Raw genomic sequence first — 20,748 nt, 5'->3', positions numbered from 1 at the left:
AAGCAAAAGTATATTTTATTAATACTACTACTAATGATTTCGTCAATTGGTTTTTCCCAATTGAGTGATTTGCATTACCTGCCACCTTTAAAACAAGGGGGCAATAACCAAGCTGTAACCCAACAAAGCATCTATCTATCCCCCCGGAAACAACCGCATTTACGGTAAATATCTATCAAGGTACATCTACCACCTTATTTACTACTGCATCTATTTCCAAAACTACGCCACAAGAAATCATATTGGCAAATGGTGATAATAATATAACCATGATGACCAACGCAAATACCGGTATTGTTCTTACCAGCGGGGGGTTAAGATTGGAGGCTCCAGGCGGAGAAAAATTCTATGTCAATTATAGGGGGCGATCTGGATCACAAGCAACCTCCTTGACCAGTAAGGGAAGACAAGCAATGGGTACCCACTTTAAATGGGGAGGTACACCTAATAAAGGAACACAGAACAGTTTAACCAATTCGCTTGGTATAATGGCCACTGAAAATGGTACTACGGTAACACTCTCAGGGTATGATCCGGGGTGTGAGTTTAGACTGGGCAACGATCGTGATGGTATAACCGCAGATACCTATACCATAAACTTAAATGCCAATGAATCTTTTGTATTTGAAGCGTATGTTGCAGAAACTCCCGCTAATGCAGATGGTTGGTTAGGTGCAGATGTAATTTCAAATAACCCTATCGTTATCAGTAATGGTGGCCTTAATACCGGAGCAAGGGTAGGTTATTCCGGTAGAGATGCCGCCATTGACCAACCCGTACCTCAAAACAGATTGGGCAAAGAGTATGTATTTATTAGAGGCAACGGTACAAGCGAAACAGAAATACCGATTATAATTGGCACCCAAAACGGTACGGCCATTTATGTAAACGGTTCTACTACTCCGATAGCAACTATCAACAACGGCGATTATTTTGAAATTCCCGAAAGTAATTATTCTGTTTCTTCTGCCGGTGGAAATATGTTCGTAACTACATCAAAAGATGCCTACGCCTATCAATTAATGGCAGGTGCAAGTGCCATCTACACCCAAGGCCTAAATTTTATAGCCCCGGTCAATTGTTTGTTGCCGGATACGGTAGATAATATTACACATATAGAAGATGCGGCAGGTGTAACCATGACAGGAGGTGTTACGTTAATTGCCTCTACCACTACCCCAGATGCGAATATTACCGTTACAGACGGAACGGGAACGGTAGCACTACCTCCTTCATCTGCAGTAGCGGGCACAACGCTTTGGAAAACGTACTATGTAGCAAATTTAACGGGAGATGTAACAGTAGAGTCTACAGGCCCTATTGCCGTAGGTTTTATAGGTTTTAGTGGCGCAAGAGGTATAGCAGGTTATTTTTCAGGTTTTGATACCGTACCGGAAGTAGATTTAGCGGTTACCGGAGGCGGATGCCTACCGACCGCACAGGTAGAGGTTATAGATCCTAATTTTGATGATTACCAGTGGTTTGAAAACGGTTCTTTGATAGCAGGGGCCAATAGCCCCACCTATACGCCTACTACAGCAGGCGATTATTGCGTAAGGGTAACCAAGGGCGGTTGCACCTATGATTCTCAACCACTTACCGCATATTACTGTGAGCCGGATATTGTAATTAAAAAAGTAGCCGACCAAAATACGGTAAATGATGGCGAGGAAGTCACCTTTACCATTACCGTAGAAAGCTATGGCATCAATTCAGTTTCAAACCTTATGCTCACAGATGTTTTGCCAGATGGTATCTCCTTAATATCCGCATCAGTGTCAAAGGGTAGTTTTACTTATCCAAATTGGTCCGTGGGCAGCATGAATAGTGGTGATTTGGAAACTTTGACATTGGTTACTAGGGTCAGTTTGCCAGATGTAAATACCACAACTGCAACATATACCAATAATATAAGTAATTCTCAAGACCAGACCGATACGAACATTACTGCCGATGACCCATCAGAGACGGTAACGGTCAATTTTAATACCCCCACTACGGTAATTACCAACCGCAGAATTACCTTTAGGGCAACAAGAATGTAAGAATTTTTGTAACAAATGATTAAGTAAGTCGTCAAGTAAGCATAATCAATCAAAAAACACTTGACGTGAGTACTATTCTATCAGTCAATCATCTTACTAAAAAATTTGGATATCTAACTGCAGTAAAAGATCTCTCGTTCACCATTGAAAAAGGGAATGTTTATGGTATTTTAGGCCCTAACGGTAGTGGAAAATCAACCACCCTGGGCATTGTATTGAACGTGGTCAACAAAACTAGCGGAGAATTTGCTTGGTTTGGCGGCGACACCTCAACACATGAAGCATTGAAAAAAGTAGGCGCCATTATTGAGCGCCCAAACTTCTATCCGTATATGACCGCTTTGCAAAACTTAAAATTGGTTTGCAAGATCAAAGATGTATCAGAAGATAAAATAGAGGAAAAGTTAGATTTGGTTGGGCTTCTAGACAGAAAAAACAGCAAATTCAAAACTTATTCGTTAGGCATGAAACAACGTTTGGCTATTGCCTCTGCCCTATTGAACGATCCGGAAATACTAATTTTAGACGAACCTACAAATGGTCTAGACCCACAAGGAATTCATCAAATCAGGGAAATTATCAAAACCATAGCCGCAAAGGGCACTACTATTCTTTTAGCTTCCCATTTATTGGACGAAGTAGAGAAAGTATGCACACATGTTGTTATTCTAAGAAAAGGAGAAAAACTCTATTCTGGCAGGGTAGATAGTTTACAGGCCAGTTTCGGTTTTTTCGAATTAAAATCAGACGATTTGGAAAAACTTAGCTCGTATTTACGAACTAACGAACATTTTGGCAGCATTAAACAGGAGAATGGTTTGGTCACGGCAATTCTAACTTCGGAGTTAGATGCGCAAACATTAAACAAGCTACTTTTTGATAAGGGAATCATTGTATCTCATTTAGTAAAACGAAAAGAAAGTTTAGAAGAACAATTCTTAGCACTAACCAAAAATGTTAACGCCTAACTACCTACCATTATGATACGATTGCTTCAAATAGAATTTATAAAATTATGGAACAACAGGGCCAGCAAGGTGCTGATCATTTCCTATTTTGCCCTTTTAACCTCTATAGCGTTGGTAGCGGCCATTAAATTTGATATTGGTCCTATAAAATTTCACTTGGCGGATCAAGGTATTTTCAACTTTCCGTACATCTGGCATTTCAATACATTTATAACAGCATTTTTTAAATTGTTCTTGGCCATAGTCATTGTTTCAATGATGTCTAACGAATACAGTAATAAAACGATCAAACAGAATTTAATAGACGGACTCTCAAAAAAAGAATTCATCCTTTCAAAATTCTTGACCGTCATTACTTTTTCATTAGTATCCACATTTTTCGTTTTTATAGTTTCTTTGATTTTAGGAGTTATTTACTCAGATTTTAATGAATTATCTATCATTTTCACCGATTTAGAATTTCTTTTAGCCTTTTTTGTAAAACTAACGGGCTTCTTTTCTTTTTGTCTTTTCTTGGGCGTTTTGGTAAAACGCTCGGCCTTTGCCCTTGGTTTTTTAATATTATGGCAAGTTTTTGAAGGAATCTTCAGGGGTATTATCAGATGGAAATTTTTTGATAGTGAGACCACTGATATGATCATGGGCTTTTTTCCCTTACAAGCAATGTTCAATCTTATAAAAGAACCATTTTCTAGATTGGGTGCTGTACAATCCGTTGCAAACCAAATGGGCGAAAAGCTTGCATTAGATTATTATATTCATTGGTATGAAATTGTAATCGTTTTAGCTTGGATCGCTATATTCGTTTACGGTTCGTATGCCATATTAAAGAAACGTGATCTTTAATAGCTTCATTAGAATTAAGACTTAAAATCAATTAACCAGAGCACTAAAGCCGTAGAGTTTTCAATTTGTGGTATATTGTATTGATTACAAATATGCTATGAAAAAGAAATGGGACATGAGAATACCCCCAATATTGGTTGCGCCAATATTTTTCATGGCCATTATGTTGAGCATATGCAAAACCTCTGCACAAGAATGTCCTGCACTTATGAGTCCTGCCGATGGATCTACCTTGGTTTCAGTAGACGCCACTATTACTTGGGAAGCCGTAACGGGTGTTCCCGGTTATATTATTTCATTAGGAACCACTCCCGGAGGAAACGATATTCTGAATGAAAGAAATGTAGGTACAGCTACCAGTTTCACCCCAACCACAGGTTTGCCAGAGAATACGGAAATATTTGTTACTATAACCTTATTTTTCTTTAATCAACCAAATATAGTATGTGACAGTCAACGTTTTACAACAGCTGCTTTGACCGGAGTACCACAATGCACAACATCGACCTTGCCGGTAAATGAAGCTACGGACATAAATACTGCTACCAATATTTCTTGGATGGCAGCACCGAGCGCTACAGGGTATTTTATATCCATTGGCACTACGCTGCTAGGAAACGAAATACTTACGGATACCGATATAGGCAATTCACTTAATTACAACCCACCAACAGATCTACCTGCAGAATCGGAAATTTATGTTACAATAATACCATACAACAGAATCGGTATGGCCGTGGGATGCACTACGCTTATGTTCACTACGGCCCAACAGGCTGTATTACCCCTGTGCGCTACAATGCTCTCTCCTATGAACGGAGATACCAATGTACCCTTAAGCCCTACCCTTGAATGGAACGCAGCGCCCAATGCAACCGGCTACAGGGTCTCAATAGGTACCTCGCCATTTGAGACCAACATCCTAGAAAATGCTATTTTTTTCAAGACCTCCACGGTAGTCATAGACTTTGAACCCAACAGAACCTTTTTTATTTCCATTATTCCTTTCAATGCAGCAGGTGAAGCTATAGGCTGTACACAACAAACATTTTCCACATTACTTGGCTGCGGTCCTTATTATGACCCACTTAGTGGAGAATTATTAGTTTTAAACCCCGAAATAACCTTACCGGACACCGTTTCTATTTGTTTGGATAATGATTTTAGCGTTGTTACTGCAACCGATGAAGCTGATGGTTATAGATGGTATAAAATAGATGCTAGAGGAAATGAGACCTTATTATCAACTACAGCAGAAGTAACCATAGACGAAGAAGGAGCATATGTGTATGAAGCCTATGTAAATTTTGAAGAATCTGGCAGAACATTTGAATGTGCATCTTCAAAAACATTTGAAGCCAAAATATCACAAGCACCTGAAATAAAGGATATAAAAGTACAGTTAAGCGCAAGCTCACTTAACTATGAAGTAATTACAGGCATTAATGGCAATTATGAATATGCCATAGATAATAAGGACGGACCATATCAAGATTCTAATCGTTTTACAGATCTATCATTAACGGACCATATAATTTATGTTCGTGATAAAGATGGGTGTGGAACTACATCTAGCATGGTAGAGCAGGATTTAACCGTAAGCGGTTTTCCCAAATTCTTTACACCAAATGGCGACGGCATTAATGATTTTTGGCAGTTTATACCACCAAATGATACTGATGAATACAAAGTTTCCAAAATATTTATTTTCGACAAGTTTGGGGCGTTTACAGCGCAGATTTCACCAAATAAAGACGGCTGGAACGGTAGTTTAAACGGAAGACCGCTACCTGAATCTAATTATTGGTTTAAAGCCATAGCTACCAATAACAAAACCATTATAGGCTATTTTAGCTTAAAACGGTAGGTGTATAATAGTAACCTAATGGAAAATAGAAAAATTTTACTTCTAATAATGTATGTATATGTCCTATTTACATGCTCAATATTTTATGGACAAGATTGTACATCTTTCATTTACCCTGCTAACGGCTCAGATAATCTTCCCTTAGATGCCACCATAACTTGGCAAGAAGTGCTTGGGTACAATGGGTACTTGTTATCTATAGGCACTACACCGCAAGGGACAGATGTATTGGATAGAAAACCAATTGGCGTAAACACATTTTACAAACCACAGTTGGGCTTACCTGCCAATACTACACTTTATGCAACATTAAGCCTTGTACCCTATGACGGCGCACCTATACTTTGTGATGAACTGGTATTTACAACGGCACCCATCACCACTATACCGCCATGTTCGCAATTAATAACCCCGGACAATAATGCGGGCAGTGTAACCATAATAACTGATATAGAGTGGGAATATGCACCCACGGCAACTGGTTATTTTTTATCTATTGGAACAACACCAAATGGAAATGAAATTTTGGACAAAGAGAATGTAAAGAATGTTCTAAGCTATAACCCACCGGAAGACCTTCCACAGAATTCAAATATTTACGTAAAAATAGAACCCTACAATGACCTTGGTAGCAACACCACATGCCCTGAAGAAGTTTTTACCACAAGTTTTGCCCTATATGTGTGCGACCCCTATATATCCGAAACCAACGGCGAGCTAATTTATAGGGCACCACAAATAGATTTACCTAGTATTGTTGGTATTTGCAGTGACGAGTTACCTTACACCATTTCATCTACCGATATTGCGGATGGCTATAGATGGTACCAAACCAATAGTGGCAGCGAAGAAACTTTACTCTCTGAAACGAGGGATGTAGCAATTTATACACCGGGAAAATATCGATTTGAAGCTTATAATTATATAAATACGGATGCAGGCGATATTGCCTGTACAAGTTCAAAATTAATTGACGTTGTAGCTTCCGAAGCTGCCATCATCAACACTATAGATGTCTCTAACTTACCACTTGGAAAAACGATAGTAATCTCGGTAACAGGCAGTGGACAATATGAATATTCATTGTCCGGTAGAGATGGCCCATATCAAGATTCTTCCATATTTACCGAGATGCCATCCCGTAATTACACTGCTTATGTACGTGACAAAAACGGCTGTGGGATAACAGAAAGATTGGTAAACAGAGATATTTCACCAAAGGATTTTCCGTCCTTCTTCACCCCTAACGGAGATGGCATTAATGACCACTGGCAATATGTACCACCCGTTGAAAACTTTGAACCTGTTATAGAAGTCATACACATTTTCAATCAATTTGGTAGTCTAATTCAACAGATCAACCCAAATAGCATTGGTTGGGACGGTACTTTTAATAATAGGGCCATGCCCCAATCAGACTATTGGTTTAAAGCAACTTTTAGTAATCAACCACCCATACGTGGCCATTTTACCCTAAAACGATAGTAGTAACTAAACTTCCTTTCGAGTCCATTTAAATCATGCTTCTTTCGTAATTTTATAGTATGAAATTTAAAGTAGTATCAGAATTTAAACCCACTGGGGATCAACCAAATGCCATTAAAGAATTGGTAAAAGGCATAAATGAAAATGAAAAATACCAGACGTTACTAGGGGTCACGGGTTCCGGTAAAACGTTCACAGTAGCCAACGTAATAGAAAAAGTTCAGAAACCAACATTATTATTGGCTCACAATAAAACCTTGGCAGCCCAATTATATTCTGAGTTTAAACAATTCTTCCCTGAGAATGCTGTGGAGTATTTTGTTTCGTATTATGACTATTATCAACCAGAAGCATTTATACCCACAAGCGGTGTATACATTGAAAAAGATCTTTCAATAAATGAAGATATAGAGAAATTACGTTTAAGTACTACATCTTCTTTATTATCAGGTCGTAGAGATGTTATCGTTATAGCCTCCGTCTCATGCCTGTACGGTATTGGTAACCCAATTGAATTTCAAAAGAATGTAATCTCCATAAAAAAAGACCAGGTCATTGCCAGAACTAAATTGATGCAGCAATTGGTGCAGTCATTATATTCCAGAACCATGGCAGATTTTAAAAACGGTAACTTTAGGGTTAAAGGCGATGTGGTAGATGTTTTTCCAAGTTATGCGGATCACGCCTTTAGAATACACTTTTTTGGTGATGAAATAGAAGAAATAGAGGCATTTGATCCTTTCAACAATAATGTTATAGAGGTGTATGAAAACTTGAACATTTATCCGGCAAATATGTTCGTTACCTCTAAGGATGTTTTACAAAACGCCATACATAACATTCAAGATGATCTGGTAAAACAAATTGACTACTTTAAGGATATAGCCAAACCCTTAGAAGCGAAACGGTTAGAGGAACGTACTAATTTTGATTTAGAAATGATACGCGAATTGGGATACTGTTCGGGTATTGAAAACTACTCCAGATATTTAGATGGCAGAGAACCGGGTACCAGACCCTTCTGCTTATTGGATTATTTTCCAGATGATTATTTAATGGTGATCGATGAAAGCCACGTGACCATTCCACAGGTTCATGCCATGTATGGCGGTGACCGTTCAAGAAAGGTAAACTTGGTAGATTATGGTTTTCGTTTACCTGCAGCCATGGATAATAGGCCTTTAAAATTTGAAGAATTTGAAGCACTACAAAATCAAGTGTTATATGTAAGTGCAACTCCGGCAGATTATGAATTACAATTAAGCCAAGGTGTATATGTAGAACAGGTAATTAGACCAACGGGACTTTTGGATCCGATCATTGAAGTTAGACCAAGTTTAAACCAAATAGATGATTTAGTGGAAGAAATACAAATTCGCGTTGAAAAGGATGAACGTACTTTGGTGACCACTTTAACAAAAAGAATGGCAGAAGAGCTGGCAAAATATTTGGATAGAATAAATATCAGGTGTAGATATATACACAGTGATGTTGACACTCTAGAGCGTGTAGAAATCATGCAGGATTTAAGAAAAGGTATTTTTGATGTACTCATAGGCGTGAATTTATTACGTGAAGGATTAGACTTACCTGAGGTTTCTTTAGTGGTAATTTTAGATGCCGACAAAGAAGGTTTTTTACGTAGTAACCGATCTTTGACACAGACCGTTGGTAGAGCTGCAAGAAACTTAAACGGACGTGCCATCATGTACGCAGATAAGATAACTGACAGCATGCAAAAAACCATTGACGAAACAAATTACAGAAGACAAAAACAAATACAATACAACACGGAAAATAACATTGTTCCAAAAGCACTGAACAAGAGTTTGGACAGTGTGCTTTCTAAAAATTCTGTCTCTACCTATCACTTTATTAAAGAGGAACTACGAGCTGCCGAACCAGACATGGATTACCTTACAAAAGAGCAGATAGAAAAGCTGATAAAAGAAAAAAGAAAGGCAATGGAAAAAGCTGCAAAAGAGCTCGATTTTATGCAAGCTGCTAAGCTAAGAGACGAAATTAAGTCTTTACAGGAGCAGGAATAAGGTAAGCTTTCAATAATTGATAAAAATCGAATAAGATATACTTAAACTTTATATCAAACACCTTAAAATACTGGAATTTAAATATTTAAATTAAATTTTTAGACATGACTAAATTTTTAATATAAGTTGAAATATGAATTTTTAAGCAAATTTTAAATGAACGTTTCAATTTATCAACAACAACTACTGCTTCTCCTTTATTAAAATCTCCTGAAGATAAATAATGCCTTCATGAAAGAAATATTTCATGCGAAGATATTACGAATTTACGTTAATTTTTCAAAGAATAAAATCGACTTTTTTATTGATCAAAAACCAGTTAATTATTACTACTAAAATACTGTTTCAAAAATCACCAAAGCCATGTTTTTTGAAATCCTAAAAAGGGGATGAACCTACTTAATTATTCAACAAAATATGAACATAAAATAATCAATTAACAAAATCACATTCAAGGAAAAAATTTATAAAAAAATTCATCTTGTATCATTTATAAACGAGCTAATTTATCAACTACAATAACTACAAATTACGTTCGGTTTTAGTATAAAAATTTTACACTATTAAGAACGTTAAAAAAGTGCTTTGATCCCTCAAAGCACTTTAACCAAACAACTCAAACCAACCTAAAAAAAGGCAGTAACTTAATACTTATTTTAATTCTATCATTCTTTTTGGCTTAGGTAAGGCCTCCTCCTTTTTTGGAAGGTTAAATTTTAGAATTCCTCCTTCATACATTGCCTCAATTTTATCTGTTGCAACGGTATCAGGTAATGTAAATGCACGTTTAAAAGACGAGATACTGAACTCTTTTCTTGTAAAATTTTCTTTCACTTCTTCACTCTCCTCTTTAATTTCTGCTGAAATCGTTAACACGGCATCATCAATTTCAATCATAAAATCTTCTTTTACCCTTCCAGGCACAAAAAGTTCCAGTTCAAAATCTTTTTCATTTTCTTTAATGTTCACCGCTGGAACGGATGATCTAGAATTTTCAATTCCACCAAACCAATCTGGTTTAAATATCTCATTCATTAATGCAGGGAACAAAACATCATTTCTCTTAGTTAAATTCATAATAGTATCTTTTAAATTAATTTGTTTTATTATTTGATTTGAATAAGACAAATTATATACCAACGTAATTTTAACGACATTTTGTCACTATTTTACCAGTATACAATGTCATTTTGTCACTATTAATGCATATGAGTTTGGAATTTTGGCATATCAGCCTTTTTTCAACAGTCACAATCATTAGATTTAGGGATAGATTTTAAAAATGGACAGACTAACCAACTTTATTGACCAAATTCAATCCAGAATTGCCTTTTTTCCCACAATTATCTCCTTAGGCGGATTACTCACTGCCTTTTTTATGATTTATCTGGAACAAAAAAATATCTCCGCACATATTATGGAAGTTGCGCCAGCTCTGGTTATAGACAACACGGATACGGCCAAAACTATTCTAAGCACACTAATTGGAGGTTTAATTTCATTGACCGTATTTAGTTTCTCTATGGTAATGGTATTGCTAAATCAAGCATCAAGCAATTTTTCTCCAAGAGTTTTGCCCGGCATTGTATCAGATCAAAAACATCAAATTGTATTAGGCCTCTATATTGGTACAATTCTTTATAACATTTTTATTCTCATCTCTATAGAACCTACCAACAACTCATACCAAACTCCTGGCTTTTCAGTGTTATTAGGTATCATATTAGCTGTAGGCTGCCTTGCGGCATTTATCTATTTTATTCATCATATCTCTCAAGCAATACAAGTAGGCAATATTTTGACCGCAATTCATACCCGAACAAAATCTGAAATAACATCAGTAATTGAGAATCAGGAAAAAAACACTTTTAACTTTCCAGATCAGGATCATTGGTATGCCTATGAAATTACCAAAACGGGTTATTTCTACGGAATTCTAAGTGATGATCTGCTCGATTTATGTAAAAAAAACTCACTAAAAATTGCCATTGAATTACATAAAGGTCAATTTATATTAGATGGGACAATTGGTTTTAAAACCCAAAATCCATTAGATAACCACGTAGAACAGAAAATAATGAATACGCTTTTATTTAGTCATGAAGAATTGATAGGAGAAAATTATATCTACGGCTTTAGACAAATTTCAGAAATAGGTGTAAAAGCGATGTCCCCGGGCATTAATGATCCAGGTACGGCCCTAAATACTATAGACTACCTAACTTCACTTTTTTTACGTTTAATGCACAAAGCGGATTATGAGTATATAACAGATAAAGATGGAGAAAATTTTGGCCTAATAAAATGTTCCAAATTTTCTGAAATATTATTTAATGTTATGGCAACGTACAGGCTTTATTGTAAACATGACATCACCGTTATGAGGAAATTAATGCATATGCTAAACACTCTTAAAAATCACGTAATAGACTCTAATCAATTAGAAGTCATAGAATTGGAAATCAATGAATTAATAACAGACGCCAATAAAAACATTGAAAACAAAAGAGACCTTGAACAATTAAGTGCCAATTTTATCTCTTGGTCCTAATTGTAGTGCGATTTAAATATAGAAATCAACATATCTGGTGGCACAACTTTATTTGGGTATTTATGCATTATAGAAAGTACCTGTTGAATTGCACCTGGTGGTAATCCCATTTTTAAACCGATATCATAAATTCGCTTTACCTCGTTAATATCTTGTTCATTATCAACGTTCATTAACAGCACTAACCTATGAAATTGTAAAATACGTTCCGATTGGGATTTAGGGATTACATGCTCCACGTGAGATGTAAAAAGACTATCAAAAGTTTTTTTACTGACTTCCAATTGCTGGGCAACTGAAAAAAGAAAATCATATTCTGATTCTTTCACCTTATTGTTTACTTTGGCAAATGAAATCATTTCTGATAAAATACTTAGCTTTTCTTTATTAGTAGGCATATTCTTACGTAATGATTTGATATTCAGCAGCTACATATTTTAACGTAAAATTTGCCCTATTTATTTCATATTTGATAGATGATACTAAACTCCCCTCAATATTGTGTGCCTTTTACTTTAAAAAATAGTTCTTAATTATACGTTCTCCTTGAATACCATCTTCAGAAAAATGCAAATCATATATAAACTTTCTTATTATTTTTTTTGGTAGGCCCATGGCCATACCCTGACGGTAAGAATTTCTGATCCATTTATAATAGTTTTGGCATAGATTCTTATCACGTAAAGCCGTTTTGTAAAATTTTAAAATTTTACTTTCCATAGAATCAGGTAATATAAATATATCATTATCCTCTACATAGGTATCAATAACTTGCTGGTTAAGACCCAATTGTTGACCTATACAACAAATGAATTCATATTCAGTTTGCTCTAAGCCATTATTAATTATTGAAGATTTAATCATACCTGATATAATCTTAAGCTTTATCATATCTCCCCCCATAATCTGCAATTATATATTCTTCATTCTCTATATTCGCTATCCTTCATATAAATGCTTACTAAATGCCTTTTATAACAACATGCATTATTGTTTGTGCAATTAATGGCTAATATGAACCTCAACTAAAAATCAAATAGCCTAAGGTTACAAGAATTGCCAAAATGAATAGTAATGACAATTCAATTTTATACAGCTAACTTGGTTATAGTTCTACAAAAACAGATCCTACACTAATTAAAAACACAACAAACACTAAAAAAAGCAATAAGCCATTTATTAATTTTCTTTTCATTTATAAACATATAAGATAATTCCTACAAATATAACGGTTGAAAAGCATGAATAATATATAGGGAAACCTCTTTTTGGATAATCTGAAAAGTGTTCTCGACGAAACACCTCATATTATCGATTAAACGACCTGCCAATCAATAATATTAACAAAATATCTAATCCAGAATTATAGAAAATTGTAAGATTATTCTAAGAAATTAATCAGTAAGAAGCTAAAAAACCGCTAAAGAATTTCTAAGGTGGTCGTAAGCAGGTTAACATAACTTATAAATAGTCGTGCGTATGGGTCATTTAACCTGGAAACAGAAATGATAAATTTATCATTTCTACATTCATGGTTACATATGTATGCGGCATAGGAATAAATTTCTACCGAAAAAATTGGTCTCTTTAGTACCATAAATCTATCTATGTAGACAACAGGTCTATAAATACGACTAAGCCGTTAACAGGTCATATTTTTATAATAACTTGCAGTCCTTAAAATTGCGGTATGACAAATAATGATATATTTAAAAAACTAAGGGTAGCGTTAAAATTCAGAGATGACCAAATCGTTGAAATTTTACAGCTGGTAGACTTCAAAATTTCTAAAAGCGAATTGGGTGCCTTCTTTAGAAATGAAGATCACCCTAATTACATGGAATGTGGTGATCAGGTTTTACGCAACTTTTTAAACGGTTTAGTTCTTCATCTACGCGGCACAAAAGATGCTCCTAAAATACCGGGAGAAGTTTTGCTGGCTATGTCAACTAGCAGCAAAAGACCCGTTCAAAAAAATAATGAAAGAAAAGATTTTAAAACAAAGCAAATGAAAAAGGTAGATACTGCCATTAGCTCCGTAAAGTATAAAAACAAGAAAAAATCATAATACACCGCCGGGGTGTATTATGATTTTTTTTAGCCTAAGTCCATAAACTACACCTCTATTCGTACAGGTATGGTATACACTTTACCCTCCTTTACGTTTGTCAAATTAACCTTTTTATAGTTTAATTTATTTTTGACAAAACTTTCCATCTTATCAGATTCAGAATTTACGGATAACACAACAATTTCCCCCTCAGCGTTCAAAGTAAAACGAACCTGGGCGGTTAAATCTTTATGCTCTTCAGAGAAAGTATTCTCCGTTAACATTTCTGAAATCTGTGTGGATAGATTTTTAGAAGGGTTCTCACCTTTTACATCGTTTGCTAATACATTACCTGTTGCAAGTAGCATTGCAGCTACGACTACTAAACTTAATTTTCTCATGACTTTTTGTTTTTTTACCTCAGATTTTCTGAAGTATGATTATTAATTGATTGATGATGAATTACTAAAAAGACGATTATAAAATAAGAATGTTACAATTTAAATTCATTTTAACATCTCTTTAATAGTAATTCTTCAATTACATTTCAAATTTAGAAATACAAATCATTCAAAAAAATAGGATTTTAAAGCCTTAACCATAATTTCATTTAAGTAACATAAAATATAGATTGCCTTGTTTTATAATTACGATTACTTAAAATAAAACATACAATAATTTCCATCCAAGCAAATATTTCATTTTTATAAATAAAAAAAGAACGCCTCTAGGCGTTCTTTAAAATTGATAAACAGTAATTAATCTAATCTGCTATTTCTATTGGAATAACGTAGACTAAGTCCGTATTTCCCGGTACAAGATTTTCAAAATCTATCCCTTTCTTTAAAAATTCCTTTAAATGACTATTGTTAGATTTAATGGATAATAATCTGTACATACCATCATCGGCAACAGCAATTTTAATCTCGGCTTTTGCACCTCTAATTTGATTAGGTATATCCTCATTGGCCAACATTTCATGAATTTGAGTGGTTATCCACTTTGTTCCCTTATCATCATTGAACTCTTTATCATGTGCGGCAATTGTTCCTGCGCTAAATGTGAGCATTGCGATTAATAAAATTTTGACTTTTTTCATATTATATATTTTTAAGGTTAGAAATTATTGATATATTACGTATATCACAAAATAAAGGATTAAAAATAATAATATGATAATTTTAACATCAATTTAATATTGAAATAATAATATATGCAGATTTATACATTATAAACTACATTTTCAATAATTTGAACGTATAATTAAGGTCAAAAAAAAGACCACTCTAATGGAGTGGTCTTTAAATTGTACTAAAAGAAACGGTACTAAGCCAATACTTCTTTTACCTTATCAGCAGCTTCTTGGAATTGTACAGCCGATTGAACTGCAAGACCAGAATTGTCAATAATCTCTTTCGCTAATTCTGCATTGGTACCTTGCAACCTTACGATGATTGGCACCTGCATTGAATCTCCCATATTTTTATACGCATCAACAACACCCTGTGCTACACGATCACAACGAACGATACCACCAAAAATGTTGATTAAAATTGCTTTTACATTAGGATCTTTTAAAATAATTCTAAAAGCTTCTTCAACTCTTTTTGCATCTGCAGTACCACCAACATCTAAAAAGTTAGCTGGCTCTCCACCTGCCATTTTAATCAAATCCATTGTTGCCATTGCAAGACCAGCACCGTTAACCATACAACCAACGTTACCGTCTAGGTCAACATAGTTTAATCCTACTTCCCTAGCTTCTACCTCAATAGGATTCTCTTCTCTAAGATCGCGCATTTCTGCATATTGCTTTCTACGGTATAGAGCGTTATCATCAATAGAAACTTTAGCATCAACAGCCATGATCAAATCATCCGATGTCTTTAAAACAGGGTTGATTTCGAACATGCTAGAATCACTTTCAACATATGCCTTATATAGAGCAGCTACAAATTTGGTCATCTCTTTAAAAGCAGTACCGGACAAACCTAGGTTAAAAGCAATCTTTCTTGCTTGAAATCCTAAAAGGCCCGTTGCTGGATCAATTTCCTCTGTAAATATTAAATGCGGAGTACTTTCTGCAACCTCTTCAATGTCCATACCACCTTCGGTAGAATACATGATCATGTTCTTACCAGTAGCCCTATTTAATAGAACTGACATGTAAAACTCGCTCGTTTCACTCTCGCCTGGGTAATAAACATCCTCAGCAACCAATACTTGATGTACTTTTTTACCCTCTGCAGAAGTTTGCGGAGTAATCAAGTTCATACCAATGATTTGGTTTGCTATTTCTTCTACCTCTTTAAGGTTTTTGGCCAATTTTACACCACCACCTTTACCACGACCACCTGCGTGTACTTGTGCTTTAATAACGTGCCATCCAGTTCCGGTTTCAGCGGTTAATTGCTTTGCAGCTTCAACAGCCTCTTTTGCATTTTGGGCAACTATTCCTCTTTGGATGCGCACCCCAAAACTTGCTAATATCTCTTTTCCTTGATATTCGTGAAGGTTCATATATATGGTGAATTTAAATGTTAAGCAAAAATAGGAAACACGAAGTAATTATTTAAAAATACAGGAGATTAATTAGAATAACTAACAGAATTATCTCCTTAAAAACACAAAACAAATAGAAAACAAGTGAATTTTTCATTTAAAAATTGGTTTAAATCTCCAAATCTTTAAAATCTAATGGGTCAAAATTTTTAAAATGACCATTTAACTCAATAGTCTTTTTAGTTCTATTTACTTCTGACAATACTGTTATAGTCGACGTCAGATGAAGACCTATAAAATTAAGCCGGTCATTTTCTGTAGGTATCTGTAATAATTGGTATTCTTGTTCAAAAGACAACCCAATTTTATGTGCCAAGGTAAAACTATTAAACTCCTTTACATTAAGTTTTGTATAGGGTACGTCCATAATAGCATATAATTGTTCTATACCGTTAATTATCGTCTGTTTTTTTTCATCGGTTGCCTCATAATCGTATTCCATCAATTTTACAATACCGCCGGCGTACAATTTATCATCCATTACATTATCAAAAGCCAACAATTTAAATACTTGCCGAGCTACACAGACTACATCCATCTCTCCGCCCTCATAGGTTGTAACCACTTCTACCAATTGTACCTCTACCCCATATTCCATTTTATTATTGATGAAAACCGGTATGCCAAATGTAATGGCCTCATTTCTGCAATCGTTAATCAACTGTTTATAACGATCTTCAAAAACATGTAACGGCACGGTTTCTCCCGGAAAAAAAATAGACTGCAAAGGAAATAATGGTAATCTCATGTGCTAAATGTACAAAGAGGTTTATTGAGCACCAAAAATTAATACCCTGAAGCCATTGTTCCATATATCACAATTTGTTATTTTTATTGTATTTATGTTATTATTTTTGTTCTTAAAGATTTAGAAAAGTATTTTAGCAAAAAATATAGATAGCATGAGAAATGAGGATTTATTGCAAATTGCAAAAACCTACGGTGATCCGGTGTATGTTTATGACTCGGAAAAAATAGTTTCACAATTCAATAGATTGACCAAGGCATTTGGCTCAGTAAAGAAACTGAAACTTAATTATGCAGCAAAGGCACTATCTAATATTACTATTTTAAGATTGATGAACAGTCTTGGAAGTGGCTTGGATACCGTATCTATACAAGAGGTACAATTAGGTTTATTAGCTGGTTTTAAACCGGAGTCTATCATTTTCACCCCCAATGGAGTTTCTTTAGAGGAAATTGAACAAGCCGCTAAATTGGGTGTTCGCATAAATATAGATAACCTTTCCATATTAGAGCAATTTGGTAGCAAGCATCCAAACATTCCTGTTTGTATAAGAATTAATCCACATGTAATGGCAGGCGGTAATTCTAATATTTCCGTAGGTCACATAGATTCTAAATTCGGTATTAGTATTCATCAGATTCCGCATCTTCTAAGAATCGTAGAATTGACCAAAATGAACATTAACGGTATACACATGCATACCGGAAGTGATATTTTGGACATTGACGTATTCTTATATGCATCTGAAATATTATTTGAAACAGCACGTAATTTTAAAAACCTTGATTTTATTGATTTTGGCAGTGGTTTTAAAGTACCCTATAAAGAAGGTGATATTGAAACCAATGTTGAAGAACTAGGAAAAAAATTAAGCACACGTTTTAATGAGTTTTGTAACGAATATGGCAAAGATTTAACCTTAGCTTTTGAGCCTGGTAAATTTTTAGTTAGCGAAGCCGGTGTATTTCTTGCCAAAGTAAATGTGGTAAAACAAACCACTTCAACCGTATTTGCAAGTGTAGATTCTGGATTCAACCATTTAATAAGACCTATGCTTTATGGTGCAACACATACCATTAAAAACATCTCTAATCCAAAAGGTAGAGAACGCTATTACTCTGTTGTAGGTTATATCTGCGAGACCGATACCTTTGCAAGTAACAAAAGAATAAACGAAATAACCGAAGGTGATATTCTTTGCTTTAAAAATGCAGGTGCATATTGCTTTACAATGGCAAGTAACTACAATTCAAGATTTAGACCGCCAGAAGTTCTTTGGCATAAAGGGAAGGCAATTCTTATACGCGAAAGAGAAACTTTTGACGATTTAATTCGTAATCAGGTTGATGTAAAAGATTTGTTCAGTGTTAAACAAACTGCCAAAGTGAAATAAAGCTGTGCAAAATACGTTAGTTTTGGTATAATTGTTGGACTAAACACTCAAAAAAAAACCATGAAGGCGTATTCTTTCTCTTTTTCAAAATCAGTTTTATTTTTAGCCGTACTATTTGTTTCGGCCGCAAGTTATGCACAAGAGGTAAATTGGATTTCTTGGGATGAAGCTGCTGCATTATCAACAACGGATGAAAACCCAAAGAAAGTCTTCATTGACGTGTACACAGATTGGTGTGGTTGGTGCAAGAAAATGGATAAGGATACATTTCAAAATCCAGAAGTAGCAGCTTATATGGCTGAAAACTACTATATGGTAAAGTTTGATGGAGAAGGCAAGGATCCTATAGAATATAAAGGAAAGACATATAAATTTGTGCCATCAGGAAGAAAGGGGTACCATGAATTTGCAGCTGCCTTGATGCAAGGTAGACTAAGTTACCCAACTACTATTTTCTTGGACGAAGAATTAAACATGCTTTCTCCAATACCTGGTTATCAAAAGCCAGAACCATTCTTAGAAATTGCACGCTATTTTGGTAGCGATATCTACAAAGAAAAAGACTGGAAGGCCTATACTGGTGAAGCCGGTAAATAAGTATAAAAAAAAGAGGTCTTATAGACCTCTTTTTTTTTTATACCTAATACTATTTATTTTCTATCTACTATAATTAGGACTTTCTTTTGTAATGGTAACATCATGCGGGTGACTTTCATTGATACCGCTTGCCGTAATTTTAACGAACCTTCCATTATCTTGTAAAGTAGCAATATCCTTTGCTCCACAATATCCCATACCAGCTTTTAGACCGCCAATGAACTGATGAATACTTTCGTATAACTCTCCTTTATAAGGTACACGACCAACAATACCCTCCGGTACCAATTTTTTGATATCATCTTCAACATCTTGAAAATAACGGTCCTTACTACCCTGCTTCATAGCTTCAACAGAACCCATACCACGGTAAGACTTAAATTTTCTACCTTCATAGATAATGGTTTCTCCAGGAGATTCTTTTGTACCTGCCAATAGTGAGCCTAACATTACAGTATCAGCACCTGCGGCAATAGCCTTTGGAATATCTCCCGTGTAACGTATACCTCCATCTGCAATTACAGGAACACCAGAACCCTTTATGGCCGCTGCAACTTCCAAAACTGCAGAAAATTGAGGAAAACCAACACCCGCTACTACCCTAGTAGTACAGATAGAACCAGGTCCAATACCAACCTTAACTGCATCTGCACCAGCATCTACTAAATACTTGGCAGCCTCGCCCGTAGCAATGTTACCCACGATAACATCTAATTCAGGAAATTTCTTTTTTACTTCTTGTAATACGGAAACCACACCTTTTGTATGACCATGGGCCGTATCTATAACTACCGCATCTACCCCTGCATTGACCAAAGCTTCAGCCCTATCAACTGCATCTGCGGTTACACCTAGCGCAGCTGCCACACGCAAACGACCATACTGATCTTTGTTCGCAATTGGTTTTTGAGTCAACTTCGTTATATCTCTAAAAGTAATTAACCCTACTAAAATATTATCTTTCGTAACTACCGGTAATTTTTCAATTTTATGTTGTTGTAAAATATCTTCTGCTTCGGCCAACGAAGTGCCCTCATCGGCGGTAACCAAGTTTTCAGAAGTCATTACTTCAGCTATAGGTCTTTCATTATTTTTTTCGAAACGTAGATCCCTATTGGTTACAATACCTAATAATTTACCATCTGCATCAACAATGGGAATACCACCAATGCTAAATTCTTTCATATTGGCTTTGGCATCTTTCACCTTAGAATTTAAAGGAAGCGTAACCGGATCTAAAATCATTCCGCTTTCGGCTCTCTTAACCTTTCTCACTTTCATGGCTTGCTGCTCAATGGTCATATTCTTGTGCAACACACCAATACCACCTTCTTGAGCCATGGCAATTGCCATTCTAGATTCGGTAACCGTATCCATCGCCGCCGATATGATAGGTACATTGATTGTAATATTTCTTGTGAATTTTGTCTGAATACTTACTTCTCTTGGAAGCACTTCAGAATATGCAGGTACTAATAATACGTCATCGTACGTTAGACCTTCTCCTAGAATTTTATTTTGGTGGGCTTGCATAGCAATTAAGGATTTAATTGCGTGCAAATATAGTGAATATAGTTAAGATATCTTA

Annotated in this window: 18 protein-coding genes; 10 read left to right on the top strand and 8 right to left on the bottom strand. The window is 35.3% G+C overall.

The genetic code is table 11. The features are described from left to right. The first annotated feature begins 269 nt into the window (after positions 1 to 269). The 6 genes from QZ657_RS03770 to uvrB all read left to right on the top strand — a co-directional run bounded on the left by QZ657_RS03770 (position 270) and on the right by uvrB (position 9,259). Positions 270 to 2,045 carry a DUF11 domain-containing protein gene (locus QZ657_RS03770; RefSeq protein ID WP_291965061.1) on the top strand — a complete coding sequence of 592 codons (1,776 nt, stop codon included), beginning with the start codon at positions 270 to 272 and terminating at the stop codon, positions 2,043 to 2,045. Positions 2,046 to 2,110: 65 nt separating this feature from the next. Further along, positions 2,111 to 3,013: an ABC transporter ATP-binding protein gene (locus QZ657_RS03765; protein WP_291965060.1), complete on the top strand. Its 903-nt coding sequence runs from the start codon at positions 2,111 to 2,113 to the stop codon at positions 3,011 to 3,013. Positions 3,014 to 3,025: 12 nt separating this feature from the next. Then, entirely contained in the window at positions 3,026 to 3,859 is an 834-nt protein-coding gene (locus QZ657_RS03760) for an ABC transporter permease (protein ID WP_291965059.1), read from the top strand. Positions 3,860 to 3,956: 97 nt separating this feature from the next. Next, positions 3,957 to 5,726: a T9SS type B sorting domain-containing protein gene (locus QZ657_RS03755; RefSeq protein WP_291965057.1), complete on the top strand. Its 1,770-nt coding sequence runs from the start codon at positions 3,957 to 3,959 to the stop codon at positions 5,724 to 5,726. Positions 5,727 to 5,744: 18 nt separating this feature from the next. Continuing rightward, the gene (locus QZ657_RS03750; RefSeq protein WP_291965055.1) at positions 5,745 to 7,211 is read left to right on the top strand and encodes a T9SS type B sorting domain-containing protein; all 1,467 of its coding nucleotides are present in this window, start codon (positions 5,745 to 5,747) and stop codon (positions 7,209 to 7,211) included. Positions 7,212 to 7,270: 59 nt separating this feature from the next. Continuing rightward, complete coding sequence (gene uvrB / locus QZ657_RS03745; protein WP_276471951.1) at positions 7,271 to 9,259, top strand: excinuclease ABC subunit UvrB; 1,989 nt, start codon at positions 7,271 to 7,273, stop codon at positions 9,257 to 9,259. A gap of 651 nt (positions 9,260 to 9,910) precedes the next feature. On the opposite strand, the gene QZ657_RS03740 is transcribed toward uvrB, so the two are convergent. Beyond that, positions 9,911 to 10,336: an Hsp20/alpha crystallin family protein gene (locus QZ657_RS03740; protein ID WP_291965053.1), complete on the bottom strand. Its 426-nt coding sequence runs from the start codon at positions 10,334 to 10,336 to the stop codon at positions 9,911 to 9,913. A 205-nt stretch (positions 10,337 to 10,541) separates the two neighbouring features. Between QZ657_RS03740 and QZ657_RS03735 the strand changes: the two genes are divergently transcribed. After that, on the top strand, positions 10,542 to 11,810 hold the full coding sequence (locus tag QZ657_RS03735; protein WP_291965052.1) for a DUF2254 domain-containing protein: 1,269 nt from the start codon (positions 10,542 to 10,544) through the stop codon (positions 11,808 to 11,810). Here the strand turns inward: QZ657_RS03735 and QZ657_RS03730 are convergent. Together QZ657_RS03730 and QZ657_RS03725 are read right to left on the bottom strand one after the other, a co-directional pair. Continuing rightward, a complete protein-coding gene (locus tag QZ657_RS03730) occupies positions 11,807 to 12,208 on the bottom strand; it encodes a TerB family tellurite resistance protein (RefSeq protein ID WP_276471948.1) in 402 nt (133 codons plus the stop codon). The two genes, QZ657_RS03735 and QZ657_RS03730, sit on opposite strands and share 4 nt — an antisense overlap. 112 nt (positions 12,209 to 12,320) lie before the next feature. Beyond that, positions 12,321 to 12,713: a hypothetical protein gene (locus QZ657_RS03725; protein WP_291965050.1), complete on the bottom strand. Its 393-nt coding sequence runs from the start codon at positions 12,711 to 12,713 to the stop codon at positions 12,321 to 12,323. Between the two features lie 787 nt (positions 12,714 to 13,500). Here QZ657_RS03725 and QZ657_RS03720 point away from each other — a divergent pair. Continuing rightward, positions 13,501 to 13,878, top strand: a complete 378-nt coding sequence (locus QZ657_RS03720) for a DUF1456 family protein (RefSeq protein WP_276471946.1) — start codon at positions 13,501 to 13,503, stop codon at positions 13,876 to 13,878. A 47-nt stretch (positions 13,879 to 13,925) separates the two neighbouring features. Here QZ657_RS03720 and QZ657_RS03715 read toward each other — a convergent pair whose 3' ends face one another. The 4 genes from QZ657_RS03715 to QZ657_RS03700 form a co-directional block, all read right to left on the bottom strand. Beyond that, a complete protein-coding gene (locus tag QZ657_RS03715) occupies positions 13,926 to 14,261 on the bottom strand; it encodes a hypothetical protein (protein ID WP_291959794.1) in 336 nt (111 codons plus the stop codon). A gap of 362 nt (positions 14,262 to 14,623) precedes the next feature. After that, positions 14,624 to 14,959, bottom strand: a complete 336-nt coding sequence (locus QZ657_RS03710) for a hypothetical protein (protein WP_291965048.1) — start codon at positions 14,957 to 14,959, stop codon at positions 14,624 to 14,626. A 227-nt stretch (positions 14,960 to 15,186) separates the two neighbouring features. Next, positions 15,187 to 16,380: an ADP-forming succinate--CoA ligase subunit beta gene (gene sucC / locus QZ657_RS03705; protein WP_276471943.1), complete on the bottom strand. Its 1,194-nt coding sequence runs from the start codon at positions 16,378 to 16,380 to the stop codon at positions 15,187 to 15,189. 151 nt (positions 16,381 to 16,531) lie between these two features. After that, positions 16,532 to 17,170, bottom strand: a complete 639-nt coding sequence (locus QZ657_RS03700; protein ID WP_291959788.1) for an LON peptidase substrate-binding domain-containing protein — start codon at positions 17,168 to 17,170, stop codon at positions 16,532 to 16,534. A gap of 154 nt (positions 17,171 to 17,324) precedes the next feature. On the opposite strand from QZ657_RS03700, the gene lysA reads away from it, so the two are divergent. Both lysA and QZ657_RS03690 read left to right on the top strand, forming a co-directional pair. After that, the gene (gene lysA / locus QZ657_RS03695) at positions 17,325 to 18,563 is read left to right on the top strand and encodes a diaminopimelate decarboxylase (RefSeq protein WP_291965046.1); all 1,239 of its coding nucleotides are present in this window, start codon (positions 17,325 to 17,327) and stop codon (positions 18,561 to 18,563) included. A gap of 60 nt (positions 18,564 to 18,623) precedes the next feature. After that, positions 18,624 to 19,160, top strand: a complete 537-nt coding sequence (locus tag QZ657_RS03690; protein ID WP_291965045.1) for a thioredoxin family protein — start codon at positions 18,624 to 18,626, stop codon at positions 19,158 to 19,160. 60 nt (positions 19,161 to 19,220) lie between these two features. Here QZ657_RS03690 and guaB read toward each other — a convergent pair whose 3' ends face one another. Beyond that, positions 19,221 to 20,693, bottom strand: coding sequence for an IMP dehydrogenase (gene guaB / locus QZ657_RS03685; protein ID WP_291965044.1), 1,473 nt, complete (start codon positions 20,691 to 20,693; stop codon positions 19,221 to 19,223). Positions 20,694 to 20,748: the final 55 nt, after the last annotated feature.

The sequence above is a fragment of the Maribacter sp. genome, assembly GCA_020629415.1.
GTDB lineage: Bacteria > Bacteroidota > Bacteroidia > Flavobacteriales > Flavobacteriaceae > Maribacter > Maribacter huludaoensis.
This window is presented reverse-complemented; position numbering and strand designations above follow the sequence as displayed.

What these genes read in the sequence shown, in the direction of transcription:
- QZ657_RS03725 (WP_291965050.1), bottom strand. Translation starts at nt 12,713, where the DNA reads ATGGGGGGAGATATGATAAAGCTTAAGATTATATCAGGTATGATTAAA.
- QZ657_RS03715 (WP_291959794.1), bottom strand. Translation starts at nt 14,261, where the DNA reads ATGAGAAAATTAAGTTTAGTAGTCGTAGCTGCAATGCTACTTGCAACA.
- QZ657_RS03755 (WP_291965057.1), top strand. Translation starts at nt 3,957, where the DNA reads ATGAAAAAGAAATGGGACATGAGAATACCCCCAATATTGGTTGCGCCA.
- lysA (WP_291965046.1), top strand. Translation starts at nt 17,325, where the DNA reads ATGAGAAATGAGGATTTATTGCAAATTGCAAAAACCTACGGTGATCCG.
- QZ657_RS03770 (WP_291965061.1), top strand. Translation starts at nt 270, where the DNA reads ATGATGACCAACGCAAATACCGGTATTGTTCTTACCAGCGGGGGGTTA.
- uvrB (WP_276471951.1), top strand. Translation starts at nt 7,271, where the DNA reads ATGAAATTTAAAGTAGTATCAGAATTTAAACCCACTGGGGATCAACCA.
- sucC (WP_276471943.1), bottom strand. Translation starts at nt 16,380, where the DNA reads ATGAACCTTCACGAATATCAAGGAAAAGAGATATTAGCAAGTTTTGGG.
- QZ657_RS03700 (WP_291959788.1), bottom strand. Translation starts at nt 17,170, where the DNA reads ATGAGATTACCATTATTTCCTTTGCAGTCTATTTTTTTTCCGGGAGAA.
- guaB (WP_291965044.1), bottom strand. Translation starts at nt 20,693, where the DNA reads ATGCAAGCCCACCAAAATAAAATTCTAGGAGAAGGTCTAACGTACGAT.
- QZ657_RS03730 (WP_276471948.1), bottom strand. Translation starts at nt 12,208, where the DNA reads ATGCCTACTAATAAAGAAAAGCTAAGTATTTTATCAGAAATGATTTCA.
- QZ657_RS03740 (WP_291965053.1), bottom strand. Translation starts at nt 10,336, where the DNA reads ATGAATTTAACTAAGAGAAATGATGTTTTGTTCCCTGCATTAATGAAT.
- QZ657_RS03750 (WP_291965055.1), top strand. Translation starts at nt 5,745, where the DNA reads ATGGAAAATAGAAAAATTTTACTTCTAATAATGTATGTATATGTCCTA.
- QZ657_RS03735 (WP_291965052.1), top strand. Translation starts at nt 10,542, where the DNA reads ATGGACAGACTAACCAACTTTATTGACCAAATTCAATCCAGAATTGCC.
- QZ657_RS03710 (WP_291965048.1), bottom strand. Translation starts at nt 14,959, where the DNA reads ATGAAAAAAGTCAAAATTTTATTAATCGCAATGCTCACATTTAGCGCA.
- QZ657_RS03720 (WP_276471946.1), top strand. Translation starts at nt 13,501, where the DNA reads ATGACAAATAATGATATATTTAAAAAACTAAGGGTAGCGTTAAAATTC.
- QZ657_RS03690 (WP_291965045.1), top strand. Translation starts at nt 18,624, where the DNA reads ATGAAGGCGTATTCTTTCTCTTTTTCAAAATCAGTTTTATTTTTAGCC.
- QZ657_RS03760 (WP_291965059.1), top strand. Translation starts at nt 3,026, where the DNA reads ATGATACGATTGCTTCAAATAGAATTTATAAAATTATGGAACAACAGG.